The 14,298-nt window shown below is 45.2% G+C and carries 13 protein-coding genes and 1 riboswitch; all 13 genes read right to left on the bottom strand.

Going from position 1 to position 14,298, the window contains the following annotated elements:
* Positions 1–228: 228 nt before the first annotated feature.
* A complete protein-coding gene (locus FTT89_RS06325) occupies positions 229–1,479 on the bottom strand; it encodes a D-amino acid dehydrogenase (protein ID WP_180006524.1) in 1,251 nt (416 codons plus the stop codon).
* A gap of 132 nt (positions 1,480–1,611) precedes the next feature.
* Positions 1,612–1,698, bottom strand: a riboswitch (glycine riboswitch).
* A gap of 141 nt (positions 1,699–1,839) precedes the next feature.
* The gene (gene lpxA / locus FTT89_RS06320; protein ID WP_016658197.1) at positions 1,840–2,628 is read right to left on the bottom strand and encodes an acyl-ACP--UDP-N-acetylglucosamine O-acyltransferase; all 789 of its coding nucleotides are present in this window, start codon (positions 2,626–2,628) and stop codon (positions 1,840–1,842) included.
* The gene (fabZ, locus tag FTT89_RS06315) at positions 2,625–3,110 is read right to left on the bottom strand and encodes a 3-hydroxyacyl-ACP dehydratase FabZ (protein ID WP_087662207.1); all 486 of its coding nucleotides are present in this window, start codon (positions 3,108–3,110) and stop codon (positions 2,625–2,627) included. The genes lpxA and fabZ overlap by 4 nt, the downstream gene beginning before the upstream one ends.
* A gap of 5 nt (positions 3,111–3,115) precedes the next feature.
* A complete protein-coding gene (gene lpxD / locus FTT89_RS06310) occupies positions 3,116–4,186 on the bottom strand; it encodes a UDP-3-O-(3-hydroxymyristoyl)glucosamine N-acyltransferase (RefSeq protein WP_104509726.1) in 1,071 nt (356 codons plus the stop codon).
* A gap of 3 nt (positions 4,187–4,189) precedes the next feature.
* A complete protein-coding gene (locus tag FTT89_RS06305; RefSeq protein ID WP_180006525.1) occupies positions 4,190–4,687 on the bottom strand; it encodes an OmpH family outer membrane protein in 498 nt (165 codons plus the stop codon).
* 42 nt (positions 4,688–4,729) lie between these two features.
* Positions 4,730–7,150 (bottom strand): outer membrane protein assembly factor BamA, encoded by a 2,421-nt coding sequence (bamA, locus tag FTT89_RS06300; protein WP_373685555.1) that lies wholly within the window; start codon positions 7,148–7,150, stop codon positions 4,730–4,732.
* 87 nt (positions 7,151–7,237) lie between these two features.
* Positions 7,238–8,593, bottom strand: a complete 1,356-nt coding sequence (gene rseP, locus FTT89_RS06295) for an RIP metalloprotease RseP (RefSeq protein WP_104498766.1) — start codon at positions 8,591–8,593, stop codon at positions 7,238–7,240.
* A 3-nt stretch (positions 8,594–8,596) separates the two neighbouring features.
* Positions 8,597–9,793 (bottom strand): 1-deoxy-D-xylulose-5-phosphate reductoisomerase, encoded by a 1,197-nt coding sequence (ispC, locus tag FTT89_RS06290; RefSeq protein WP_005177604.1) that lies wholly within the window; start codon positions 9,791–9,793, stop codon positions 8,597–8,599.
* Complete coding sequence (locus tag FTT89_RS06285) at positions 9,794–10,618, bottom strand: phosphatidate cytidylyltransferase (protein WP_045795728.1); 825 nt, start codon at positions 10,616–10,618, stop codon at positions 9,794–9,796. It lies immediately after the preceding gene.
* Positions 10,619–10,621: 3 nt separating this feature from the next.
* Positions 10,622–11,374, bottom strand: coding sequence for a polyprenyl diphosphate synthase (gene uppS, locus FTT89_RS06280; RefSeq protein ID WP_005177599.1), 753 nt, complete (start codon positions 11,372–11,374; stop codon positions 10,622–10,624).
* A gap of 6 nt (positions 11,375–11,380) precedes the next feature.
* Positions 11,381–11,935, bottom strand: coding sequence for a ribosome recycling factor (frr, locus tag FTT89_RS06275; RefSeq protein WP_005177597.1), 555 nt, complete (start codon positions 11,933–11,935; stop codon positions 11,381–11,383).
* Positions 11,936–12,014: 79 nt separating this feature from the next.
* Positions 12,015–12,743, bottom strand: coding sequence for a UMP kinase (pyrH, locus tag FTT89_RS06270; protein WP_005177594.1), 729 nt, complete (start codon positions 12,741–12,743; stop codon positions 12,015–12,017).
* A gap of 48 nt (positions 12,744–12,791) precedes the next feature.
* Positions 12,792–14,135, bottom strand: coding sequence for a 30S ribosomal protein S12 methylthiotransferase RimO (gene rimO, locus FTT89_RS06265; RefSeq protein WP_005177586.1), 1,344 nt, complete (start codon positions 14,133–14,135; stop codon positions 12,792–12,794).
* Between the last annotated feature and the right edge of the window lie 163 nt (positions 14,136–14,298).

Genomic DNA, 14,298 nt, shown 5'->3' with positions numbered 1-14,298 from the left:
CGCGGTCTGCCCAGGACGGCAGCATCTCAATCCATTTTTTTAATGGCAGTTCAAAATCTTAAAGCAAAAAGATATTTTATTTAAAGCCTGAGTATAAGCCAAATAGCCCGTTGAATTGACAGCGATTTGCTTCATTTTGATGGATTTATTTTGCCAGAACCCGGCAGATGATCAGCATCTCTCCTAAAGCCCTGTTACTTTAAAACAGAGCTTAACTGAATGTTCTCATTACCCGGTCACCGGATAATGCTGCGCAATTTCCTGACTAATAATCAATGCTGTCGCCGCAGATAAGGTCCAGCCCAGATGCCCATGGCCAGTATTATAAAATACCCGTGGATGCTGGCCCTGCCGAATCACCGGCATCATATTTGGCATCATCGGACGTAAACCTGCCCACGGCACCACGCTTTCGGTTGAAATATCAAAATTCCGCTGCACCCAGCGCACCAGTGGCTGAATCCGGTCATGGCGAATATCGCGATTATAACCATTAAATTCGGCCGTTCCGGCAATCCGCAGCCGATCTGTGCCTAAACGTGAGGTCACAATTTTGGCACTTTCATCTAGCAGACTGACCCAAGGTGCCTGCTTTTGGCTCTGTTCATCCTGTAGATTGACGGTAATAGAATAGCCTTTGACCGGATAAACATTGACCCGATCACCTACCTGTCGCGCCAATTGATAGCTCCCCACACCGCCGCAAATCAGCACGGCATCGGCATGTAAGGTTTCCACCATCGGCTGATCTGCCAGCGGATCTTCAATGGCTGGCCGATAACTCAGCTGTACCTGCTGGGCGTTTAGCTCAATATCCTGAACATCCCGGCCGAAAATATAACGTACACCCTGCTGCATGGTGACTTGAGCCAGCCCCACCGTGAATTTATGAATGTCGCCGGTGGCATCTCCCGGGCAGTAAAAACCTGCATAATATTGCCCAGTTAGACTTGGTTCAATCTGTCGGATTTCATCCAGACTGACCTGATAACGCTCCAGCCCCCCCTGACAGAGCAAATCATTGACCCGAATTGCAAAGTCAAAATCCGCTTTATTATGATAAAAATGTAAAATTCCACGTTTTTCCAGATTGAAATCAATCTGTTCCTGTTCTGCAATTTCAAATAAACGTTTGCGTGCCAGAAGTGCCAGGCGCACTGTTTCCTGGGTATTGTGTTCATAGTTGCGGATATTGCTTAAGAACTCGATCAGCCAGCCATACTTATGCAGATCAAATGCAGGATTTAATAAGAGCGGCGCCGACTTTTGCGACATCCATTTCAGGCCTTTCAGTACAGTGGCTTTCTGATTCCAGACTTCTGCATTACTGGCCGATAACTGGCCACCATTGGCATACGATGTTTCCATCGCCGGGTATAAATGCCGGTCAATCACCGTGACCTGATAGCCTAAACGCATCAGCTCGTAGGCTGAAGTGACCCCGGTAATTCCTGCACCAATGACAACAACATGCGGCATAAAACGCTCCTTGGAACAGCTGTTCCAGACGTGATGCCCCATCTGTCAGGGTACCTGAGAGCTTCGATTGAACTGATGTTCAGCCCAACCATCCCCTTCGGTGAGCACTGCGCGTGCTTCTCTCCAGATTTTTGAATTATTACGGTCCTTTTGCCTGAGAGTTTCCGGGGTCGTTGCTCCTTCGGCGAGCACCAAGTGCCGCTCTCCCGCAATAATTTTTATTGTATAGCTTGAATATGAGCAAAATCCGGGCCAAGCACGAGTAGAAATTTGTATCTGATGTTCAAGAAACCTCAAAATCTGGATATAAAAAAACTGCCCCAATTGGAGCAGTTTTTTGAATCAGCTTCAAACAGCGTGTTAGCGTACAATCCCGCGTTTAGACTGTTCTAGTGAATCAATTAAACGCTGTGCTTCCGGCACTTCTGGCAGAATCTCTGCACGGATTTTCTGAATGGCTTCTTCAGTGGTTAATCCTGATTTGTAAATCAGTTTAAAGGCGTCCCGTAATCCTTGAATCACATTTTTCGACCAGCCTTTACGACGCATACCTTCAATATTCATAGCAAAAGCATGCGCAGGATTACCCGAAACCATCACATAGGCCGGTACATCTTTCAGAATTAAAGATGCGCCACCAATCATACTGTAAGAGTCAATTTTACAGAACTGATGAATACCCGAGTTTCCACCCACCACCACATAATCACCGACATGCACGTGCCCTGCGACACCGACATTATTGGCAAAAATATTGTGATCACCCACGATACAGTCGTGAGCAATATGCGTATTGACCATCAACAGGTTGTGGCTACCAATTTTAGTGATGCCTTTGTCCTGAACCGTCCCGCGATGTAAGCTGGAATGTTCACGAATCAGGTTATAGTCACCAATTTCCAGCCAAGTTTCTTCACCCTGATATTTCAGGTCCTGACAGACTTCGCCAACACTTGCGAACTGGAAAATCTCATTATGCTCACCAATACGGGTATAGCCACCCACCACCACGTGTGAATGCAGCTTTGTACCCGCACCAATGCTGACATTCGGACCAATAATACTATAAGGTCCAATTTGCACATCAGGCGCAATGACTGCAGAGGAGTCAATTATAGCGGTGGGGTGAATGAGGGGGTTATTGCTCATGCTTGCTCTGTTTTCTGATGCGAAATCATAATTTCCGCGGTTGCTGCAACAATGCCATCGACCGTGGCGATACAATTATATTTGTAAATACCACGTTTCTGCATTACTAATTCAGATTTTAATACAAGTTGGTCGCCTGCAACCACTTGTTTTTTAAATCTAACTTTTTCGGCACCGGCAAATAGGAATAATGCACCCGCAGTCGGTTTCTGATTATTCATAATAAAGCCAAGCACGCCTGAAACCTGTGCCAGCGCTTCTACAATCAACACCCCTGGCATAATTGGATATTCAGGGAAATGTCCTTGTAAAAACTCTTCATTAATCGAAACGTTCTTATAACCCACAATCCCATTGTCAGTTACATCAACGATTCGATCTACCAATAAGAATGGATAACGATGTGGCAAATATTCACGGATGGTTTGAATATGCATTGGCAATTCAGGTTTCGTAAATGTTGGGGTATTCGACTCAGTCATCATAATTATTTACGCAATTTTAAAGTTGATTCAAGGGACTCAATTTGAGTCTGCATATGATCGAGTCTTTTCTGCAATTGGGTCAATGGCACATCTGCTAATTGTCTAAAGCGAATCACCGCGCGTTTCCATTGCGCATTTGGTAATGCACCGGTGCCCGAAGAATAGGTTCCTGGTTCAGAAATACTCTTTGTGACCATTGACATTCCGGTTAAAGTCACGTTGTCAGCAATAGAAAGATGACCAGAGACTCCACATGCGCCTGCCAGAATACAGTTTTTGCCAATGATGGTACTGCCGGCAATACCGCATTTTGCAGCGATCGCAGTATTGGCCCCTACTTTCACGTTATGGGCGATTTGCACAAGGTTATCAATTATGACACCATGTTCCAAAATTGTGTCATCCAGCGCACCACGGTCAATACTACAATTCGAACCAATTCGTACATCATTACCAATCTGTACTGAACCTAACTGTGCAATACGGTGCCATTTGCCCTGATACGGAGCAAAACCAAAGCCTTCACTCCCAATCACGGTATTGGCATGAATGCGGACCCGATCAGCAATTTTGGCTTCACCAGTGATGGTGACATGCGAATCAATAAAACATTCTTTACCAATTTCAACAAAATCATCAATTTTGCTGTGCGACTGGATAATGGTTTTATCACCCACCACACAATTTTCACCCACCACCACATAATGGCCAATATAAGCACTTTCGGAAATGATCGCTGAGGGATGAATTTGTGCGGTACTTTCAATACCGGTTTGAGTGTGCTTACGCTCAAAGACATGGGTTAAAATTGCAAACGCCAAATAGGGATTTGCCACCACAATAAAGTTCTGATGCGTATCAAGCTGCTGCTGTAACTCGGGCGTGACAATTAAAGCACCCGCTTTAGACACTTTTGCCTGCTCCACATACTTGTCAGCATTGACAAAAGCAATGTGCTGCGGTTCAGCAAGCTCCAGGCTCGCTAAACCCTGGAGACCTAAATCGGCCTGACCGACCAGCTCACCCTGGACCAGACGAGCAAGTTCTTCTAAGCGATAATGTTGATAACTCATTGATTACTTGATTGCATTAACCTTTTGAATCATTTTATCAGTTAAATCATACTTAGGGTCATAGGCAAGTGCTGAGTTTTTGTTCAAAACCACATCTAAATTATTTTCTTTACGCAATTGTTCTGCTGCCTGCTTGATGCGCTGCTCAAAATTGTCATTCATTTTTTGCAGATCAGCCTGCACTTTGGTCTGCAAACCTTGCTGTAAAGTATTAAATTCTTTTAACTTGGCCTGATACTGCGCCGATAATTTCTGCTTATCGGCTTCAGATAAGTTCGCTGACTGCTGGGCACGTTGCTGCAAATTTTCCAGCTCTTTACCCAGCTGTTCAAGTTTAGTGGTTTGAGGTTTAAGCGATTGTTGCAATGCACTATTTTGCTGTTTTAAATAGCTGCTGCTTTCAACCACACGCTCTAAGCTGACCACACCATAACCTGCCGCCTGTGCCGCTGCGGCACAGGACAGTGTGAAACCTAAAACCGCCAGTTGTATCTTCTTCATCTTGATCTATCCCTATTTCAAGCATCCATGAACAGACCGTACTTAGAACGTACGGCCAATTTCAAACTGGATATTCTTGGTTTCATCGCCTGGTTTTTCATTCAGCGGATATGCATAACTTAAGGACAATGGGCCAATCATGGTAATCCAGGTAAAGCCGACACCGACGCTATAACGCATTTCACCGAAGTCAAAGCCGTAATTATCTTTACAGTATTGACGGCCTGCATCCGTGGCTTGAACATCACACTGAGTATCAAAGACTTGTGCACCTTCAGCAAAAATCACCGGACGAACCTGACGTGCCCAGTCCCCTTTAAATGGTACCGGCAAAGCCAGTTCAGTACCAAACTGTACTAAAGCATTACCACCCACTTCTTCTGGGGATGGGTCTGGCTCACCTCTTTCACTAAAATAAACACCATCATATTTTGGACCAAGCGTACTGTTATCATAACCACGTACCGAGCCATAACCACCGGCATAATAGTTTTTATAGAATGGTAAATCATTACCATAGCCCAATTTACCATAGCCGCGTAATACAAAATCTTTACCCAGCGGATAATAGGCCTGTGCATCATAAGTGACTTTTTGATATTCCACATCACTGCCCGGCAAGGCAATTTCTGCATTCACCCGATGCGACATCCCCGTTGTTGGGAAAATTGGACGGTTAAGGGTGTTATATGACCAGCCTAAATTCAGATTATAAGTTAGGAATTCCCCCTTAAATTCATCGAAAAACTTCGATGGATTACTACACTCACGTGTAGCAGCATTCCAGAACTCAGGTTTACAAAATGAATCTTGTCTTCCTGTCTCTTTGCCACCATTTGCTAGGAGATAATCTCTTACATAGGTTGATACACCCGCACCTGTAGTAACTTCAGTTTGGTCAATATTTAAACCTGCACTAATGCTTTGGTTTTCATCAATTGGGTAACCGAAGTTAATTCCGCCACCAAAACTGTCGGTCACATAGTTGTTAACGTTATAGTCATCATCCAGTTTGGTTTTACGGTAGTACATATTATAACCGCGACGCACACCATCAATGGTAAAGTACGGATCGGTTACGCTTAGGTTATAGTAGTCCTGTGTTTCAGAACGCGACAAGTCAATCGACACGGCATTACCGGTACCCAGGAAGTTGGTCTGGCTTAAACCGGCCTGGAAAGTTACACCGCCACTTTGCGAGAAACCCACCGCCAAGGTACTGGTACCAGAATGCTGTTCTTCCACCGCAACGTTAAGATCAACCTGATCCGGCACATTCGGAACACGCACCGGTTTAATATCCACGGTTTTAAAGAAACCAGTACGTTCTAAACGGACTTTAGACAGATCAATTTTTTCGTTACTGGCCAATGCACCTTCCATCTGGCGCATTTCACGACGTAGCACTTCATCGGCAGTTTTGGTGTTACCACTGAAGTTAATGCGGCGTACTGTGACTTGCTGACCCGGGTTGATGTAATAGTTCAGATCAACCTGTTTGGTTTCTTCATTAATTTGCGGTACCACATTTACTTCTGCATAGTAATAACCCGCATTACCATACTTGCGAAGCAGCAGCTGTTTAACCGCATTGACCTTTTCTTGCGAATAGGTTTCACCATCTTTATAGATTTGCAGCGCTTTTAATTCTTCTGGTGCATATAAAGCATCACCCAGGAATTTGGTTTGACCAAATTTGAACTGCTCACCTTCATCAATCGACACTTCAATGAAGATGTGCTGCTTGTCTTCACTTAAGTTCAGGCTCGAATTATTGATATTAAAGTTGATATAACCACGGTTTAAATACAGCGCACGTAAAGCTTCCAAGCTTGCTGCCATTTTTTCACGCGCATAACGGTCGTTACGTGAAATCACAGACGCCCAGCCACTTTCCTTAACTGCAAAGGCCTGTTTAATTTCACTGTCTTTAAAGACGGTATTGCCAATGATATTAATATCAAAAACTTTGGCCGCTTTACCTTCAATAAACTCGATGGTCAGGTCGACGCGGTTATTCGGACGTGCTGTGGTAATGACTTTGACATCGGCATCATAACGGCCTTGCTGCATGTATTGCTGTTCAAGTTCCGATTCTAGTGTTTGCAAAGCAGACTTTTTCAGCACTTCACCTTCAGCCACGCCCATTTTCTTTAAGCCTTCTTCAAGGGCTTCTTTTGGAATTAATTTATTGCCTTTAAATTCGACTGTTGAAATGATCGGACGTTCTACCACCTGAAACACCAAGGTATCACCTTGCTGGGCAGCTTTAATATCATCGAATAAACCTGTGGCATACAGGCTGCGAATTGCATTTGCAATGGTGGCATCGTTGACACGATCACCACTATTTACAGGAATCATTCCATAAACATTGGCTGGCGTTAAACGAACAAGTCCGTCAATTTGTATATCTCTTACGATAAATTCATCTGCTGCATATACTTGTTGTACTGCTGCCATAGCACTAACCAGTGCCAGAGGCATAAATAAATGTGTGTGCTGCATGCCAGTCTTTTCCAATGTTAAATTTATTGCCTATCCACGTTGTTATAAACGCATAAAATCATTAAATAATGCCAGAAGCATCATGCTACCGAGCAATACCATACCAATTTTTAAACCAACTAATTGTATTTGTTCAGAAACAGGTTTACCACGAATTAGTTCTATAAAATAATAAACCAAATGTCCACCATCCAGCATTGGAATTGGCAGTAAATTTAGAATACCCAAGCTTACACTCATTAGGGCCATAAACGAAATAAAAGTTTGCCAGCCCATTTCAGCGCTTTGTCCTGCCACCTTGGCAATGGTAATCGGGCCAGACAGGTTATCTAAACCAATCAGACCACGCACCATTTTGACGATGGAGTTCAAAATCATCGAGGAGATTTGACCGGTTTTATCGACCGCCATCATTAAGGCTTCTGTAGGACTATATTGAATGGTTTGTTTATATTCTTCAGGAATTGTTATTTTTCCAGGGTCACTTTGTACACCTAACATACCGGTGGTGTTGCCCATATTGTCGCGTTTGGCCTGCGGCATAATTTCCAGCTGTACCCGCTGATCTTGACGCAACACATCAATCTTCAACAGTTTCTCTGGCGATGCCTGTACCACTTGTACCACATCGTACCAGTCTTTCATGACAACACCGTCAATCGCTAAAATCTGGTCACCTTCTTTCATCCCTTGACGAATGGCAGCGCCATCTTCACTCAGTTTGCTGACCACTGCTGGAATATTCGGACGATATGGCGTAAAGCCCAGCACCTCAAGTGGTGACTGAGATTGATCTTTCAAGAAATCTTGAATCGGTAATTGAAAGTTTTGTGGCTGACCATCGCGGTTGGCCTGAATATGAATGGTACCTGTTTCACCAGCACGATCCACCAGCGCAAAATTCAGTTTTTCCCAAGTGCTGACCTGGGTACCATCGACTGCGGTAATCCGGTCACCCGGCTGCATATTCACTTCAGCTGCGGGCGTTTGTGGCAAGACTTTCCCAACACGGGTATTCAGCTGTTCCTGCGACGGTAAAAACAGAATCCAGAACAGTACAATCGCAAAAACCAGATTAATTAAAGGACCTGCCGCGACAATCGCGATCCGTTTCCACGGATGCTGACGGTTAAAAGCAAAAGGCAGATCTTCTTCTGCCACATTGCCCTCACGTTCATCCAGCATTTTGACATAGCCGCCCAAAGGCAAAGCCGAGAGCTGATATTGAATACCGGATTTCTTCGAGGTCCATTTCAGCACTGTCGGGCCAAAACCAATAGAATAAACCAGGACTTTGACCCCCAGTTTGCGTGCAACAAAGTAGTGCCCAAATTCATGAATTGCAATTAACGGCCCCAACAAAAGAATGGCCGCAACAATAATAAATAAGGCACTCATGTCTTAGCTTCCTGTCTGAATCACACACTGCTGTGCAAAAGCACGGGCATTCTGGTCTGCCTGAAGAATGGTTTCAATTGAATCTGCGGCGCGATTGGCCAGATGATTCAGGGTCTGTTCAACAATTTCTGGAATCTGGGTAAACCCAAGCTGGTTTTGCAAGAAAGATGCCACTGCAATTTCATTGGCCGCATTTAGCAAGGTCGGTGCAATACCACCTGCCTGCATGGCCTGACGTGCCAGCTTTAAGGCCGGGAAACGCGTGGTGTCCGGTGCCTGAAAATTCAGCTGTGAATGGATAAATAAATCCAGCGGCGGAACGTGCGTCTGCAGACGTTCCGGCCAGGCCAACGCATGCGCAATTGGCGTACACATATCCGGATTACCCATTTGCGCCAAAGTTGTTCCATCGACATATTGAACCATGGAGTGAATAATACTCTGTGGATGCACCACCACTGTAACAAATTGTTCTTTTACTGCGAACAAATGGCAGGCTTCAATCAGCTCCAGACCCTTGTTCATCAGGGTGGCGGAATCGACGGAAATTTTTTGACCCATAGACCAATTGGGATGTTTACAGGCTTGCGCCGGGGTCACACTGTGTAACTGTTCCAGACTATGATTTAAAAATGGCCCACCCGATGCGGTCAGCAGAATCTGCTGCACACCCAGTTTTGGTTGACCATTACGCTCGACCTCAAAATAGTTTTGCGGCAGGCACTGGAAAATTGCATTGTGTTCGGAATCGACCGGCAATAATAAAGCGCCATGATCACGCGCTGCCTGCATCATCAGGTCACCGGACATCACCAGGGCTTCTTTATTGGCCAGTAGCACGCGCTTACCGGCCTGCACTGCGGCCAACGTTGGCATTAAACCTGCGGCACCAACAATTGCCGCCATCACCACATCCACTTCAGGATGTGAAGCCACAGCTATTAAACCAGCTTCATCACAGAGGATTTCAATATCGGCAAGATTGGCCTGCTGTAACAGCTGTCTTAAGGAATCGACCTGTGCAGCAGGTACCACGGCCACTTTGGGATGAAACTGTTTGCATATTTCAACCAGCTCAGCAATACGACTGTGAGCCGTTACGGCATATACCGAATATTTTTCAGGATGTTGTTGCAGTATTTTTAAGGTGCTTTGACCAATTGAACCTGTAACACCCAATATACAAACAGCTTGTAACATCTATAAATCTACGCCAATAAGTTTCAGTACATACATGCTTGCAGCAAAGATTGGAGCCGCTGCGAGCAAGGAGTCAATGCGGTCCAGCACTCCACCATGTCCTGGCAGAATACGACCAGAGTCTTTAATTCCGGCACGGCGTTTGATCATGGATTCAAACAGATCGCCCAGTACCGAACTAAACACGGTTATCATGGACAGAATCAGGAATAAAATATGTTGGGTCAGGCTTAAGTCCAGATAGACAATTTCTACAAACAGCACAATCAGGATGGCGGTAAACACGCCACCATATAAACCTTCCACCGATTTGTTTGGACTGACATGTGGTGCCAGTTTCTTTTTACCAAACTTGCGTCCGACAAAATAAGCGCCTGAATCTGCACCCCAAACCAGCAGGAACAGATACATCAGCCACCACGGTGAATGGGTCCAGACCGCATAAATGGCAGTCACGGCGGCAGAAATCAGCACAAAGCCAATAAAGTTCAGGCTTGGATTGTACCAGCCATCATATTCAGGATAGGATTTGACCCAATACAGGCTGAGCAGCCAGGTTAAAATCGAGGCTGACCACAGCAATAACGCAATATCACTAAAATATAAAGCAAGCGCGGAAAGAGCGGCGGTCACCAGACCATAACCCCAAGCCATGGGCTTGATGACATATTTTGTTGTTCTTGGCATGAGTTTGAACCACTCATAGCCCGCAACCCCTGCTGCAAAAATCATCAGCACAAACATTGGATAATGGGACTGAGTTGCAAACATACAGCTCAGCACCACAGCGACCAATACCAATGCGGTAATTATCCGCTCTAACATGTATTAATTCTCAAGTTTCTCTTGTTGGATTTGCTCTGAAGTTTTTCCAAAGCGACGTTCGCGTCCTGCAAACACATGAAACGCATCATCCAGCTCTTCCACACTAAACTCTGGCCACAAGGTCGGAGTAAAGTACAGTTCGGCATACGCGGCCTGCCAAAGCAAGAAATTGGACAGCCGATAATCTCCACCCGTACGAATCAACAGGTCCACAGGCGGTAAATCGCCCAGGCACACATATTGACCGAACAGCGTGCTATCAATCTGTTCCAGCGCGACTTTATTGGCCAGCACATCAGCCGCAATCTGTTTGGCTGCTTCTGCCATATCCCACATGCCCCCATAACTGATAGCAATGGTTAAAGTCATGCTACTGAACTTAGCAGTCCTTTGTTCAGCATGCAACATCAAGTCACGTAGATGTGGGGATAAACGGCTGCGATCACCAATAAAACGCAAGGCAATCTGGTATTTTTCCATGCGCGGCATTTGCTCATGAATCGTGTCTTCCAGCAATTGCATGAGTAAATCAACTTCATATTGCGGACGATTCCAGTTTTCACTTGAAAATGCAAAAACGGTGAGTGCCTGAATGTGTTTGCTGCGACAATAGTCAACAATCGGATCTAGAATATTTTTACCTTCACGGTGACCGTCGCCTTTTTGCAATTGATTTTTCTTGGCAAAACGGTTGTTGCCATCCATGATGATGGCAACATGTTTTGGAAGCGTCTGACAGTCTTCAGATGTGGTCATCGACAATTAGACCTTCATCAACTCAGCTTCTTTAGCAGCCAAACGCTTGTCGACTTCAGCAACATATTTGTCTGTGATTTTCTGGATATCATCACCTGCACGACGTTCATCATCTTCAGAAATTTCTTTTTCTTTCAACAATGCTTTGATATCGCCCAAGACGTCACGACGGATGTTACGAATCGCCACTTTGGCATTTTCCGCTTCAGAACGCGCAACTTTCTGCATGTCTTTACGGGTTTCTTCGGTTAAAGCTGGTAGCGGCACACGAATCGAATCAGCGGTAATCGGGTTCAGACCGAGGTCAGACTCACGAATCGCCTTGTCAATTGCAGACACCATGGTACGTTCAAATGGCTGTACGATTAGAGTACGTGAATCTTCAACACCCACGTTCGCCACCTGGTTTAACGGCACATCTGAGCCATAGTAAGGAACCATCACACCGTTTAAGATTGATGGATGGGCACGGCCGGTACGAACTTTGGCAAAACCTTGCTCCAAAGACTCCAGAGTCTTTTGCATACGCTGTTCGCTGTCTTTTTTAAGATCGTTAATCATATGATCTTCCTTACTTAATTCTTAAAGATGTAATTACTAAAATAGCGTGTAGTATAAAGAGCTTTCAGGCCCACGTACATTAGTTCGTAACGTGAGTTCCTTCTTTTTCACCCATAACCACTGAAAGTAAAGCGCCGGCTTTATTCATATCGAATACCTGTAACGGTACATTGTGGTCACGGCATAAGCAGATTGCGGTTAAATCCATCACGCCGAGCTTTTCATCTAACACCTGATCGAACGTCAGGGTGTCATATTTCACCGCATCTTCGTATTTGCTTGGATCTTTGTTATAAACGCCATCTACCTTGGTGGCTTTCAGAATCAGATTGGCTTCAATTTCAATACCACGCAAGCAGGCAGCTGTATCTGTGGTAAAGAACGGGTTACCTGTACCGGCAACGAATACGCACACTTCACCTTGGGTTAAGTGGCGAATTGCATCACGGCTTGAATAAGATTCTACAACGGTACCAATTGGCAGTGCTGAAAGCAGACGTGTTTTAATGTTACGGCGTACTAAAGCATCACGCATGGCCAGACCGTTCATCACAGTTGCCAGCATACCCATCTGGTCACCAGTCACACGACCGACCAGACCGTCTTTTTGTAACTGGCTGCCACGGTACAGGTTACCGCCACCAACCACGATACCGACCTGCACGCCCAGACCGACCAGGTGTGCAATTGCCAAAGACATCTGATCAAGGATTTGGGCATCAATCCCCATATCCTTATTACCCGCCAGTGCCTCGCCTGAAAGCTTCAGCAAAATACGTTCATAACGTGGCTTTTTAGAATCCAACATCATCAAACTCCAAAGTATTTAATTTAAATTTTTTCTGTATATCAGTACTTAAGCAGATTTGATCGCAATCAGCTTGGCAAATAAATCGTATTCATCTGCATCGGTAATTTCGACTTCAAGCAAATCGCCTGCTTTAATTTTTGACTTGTCGATATCTTCAACAAACACGTTACCATCAATTTCAGGTGCATCTGCATAAGAACGCGCAACGGCAACCGGGAATTCTTCTTCCAGATCATCCACCAGCACAGTCATGGTCTGACCAATGCGTTTTTGCAGTTTTGCAGCTGAAATTTCCTGCTGCACCTGCATGAAACGTTCATAACGTTCCTGCTTGATTTCTTCCGGCACATGATCTGGTAGATCATTCGCGGTTGCACCTTCTACTGGTGAATAGGTGAAGCAACCGACACGATCCAGCTGCGCTTCTTTCAACCAGTCCAGTAACATCTGGAAGTCTTCTTCGGTTTCACCCGGGAAGCCAACCACGAAGGTGGAACGAATCACCAGATCCGGACATTTTTCACGCCATACATTTAAGCGCTCTAGTGTATTTTCACTGTGCGCCGGACGTTTCATCAGTTTCAGGATTTTCGGACTGGCATGCTGGAATGGAATATCCAGGTACGGCAAGATTTTGCCTTGCGCCATCAGGTCAATCACAGCATCGACGTGCGGATAAGGATAGACATAGTGCAAACGGACCCAGATGCCCAACTGGCCCAGGGCTTCACACATGTCATAGAATTTGGTTTTAACCGGCTGACCGTTCCAGAAATCCAGCTTGTATTTGGTATCCACACCATAAGCTGAAGTATCTTGAGAAATGACCAGAACTTCTTTTACACCAGCACGTTTCAGCGCTGCGGCTTCTTCCAGAACAGAACCGACCGGACGGGAGACTAAATCACCACGCATGCTCGGGATGATACAGAAGGTACAACGGTGGTTACAGCCTTCTGAGATTTTCAGGTAGGCATAATGTTTCGGGGTTAAACGGATCCCCTGTTCTGGCACCAGATCAATAAACGGATTGTGCTTTGGCGGCTCCGGCACATACTGATGCACGGCATCCATGACTTCTTCATAGGCTGCTGCACCGGTCACTTTTAAGACATTCGGATGCATTTGACGAATCTTGTCTTCGTCTTTACCTAAACAGCCAGTCACAATGACGCGACCATTGGCATTCATGGCTTCGCCAATGGCGTCTAAAGACTCTTGTACTGCAGATTCAATAAAACCACAGGTGTTAACCACGACTAAATCAGCACCGTCATAATCCGATGCGACATCATAACCTTCAGTCTTTAACTGAGTTAAAATTCGTTCAGAATCTACCAATGCCTTAGGACAACCTAAAGAAACAAAACCGACTTTGGGGGACTTCATGAATCTGCGCTCCACTAGAATGCGCGTATTGTATGACTTTTCTGGCCATAAAAATAGAGAAATAGCCCACTCTTTGCATAATGCACCAAAATACAACCACTAAAGCCGGCTTATACACAATATTGCACCATTTTGATTCACTTTTGGTTTACAGCACTGGCGT

Source organism: Acinetobacter sp. YH01025 (genome assembly GCF_013420185.1).
GTDB lineage: Bacteria > Pseudomonadota > Gammaproteobacteria > Pseudomonadales > Moraxellaceae > Acinetobacter > Acinetobacter indicus.
This window is presented reverse-complemented; position numbering and strand designations above follow the sequence as displayed.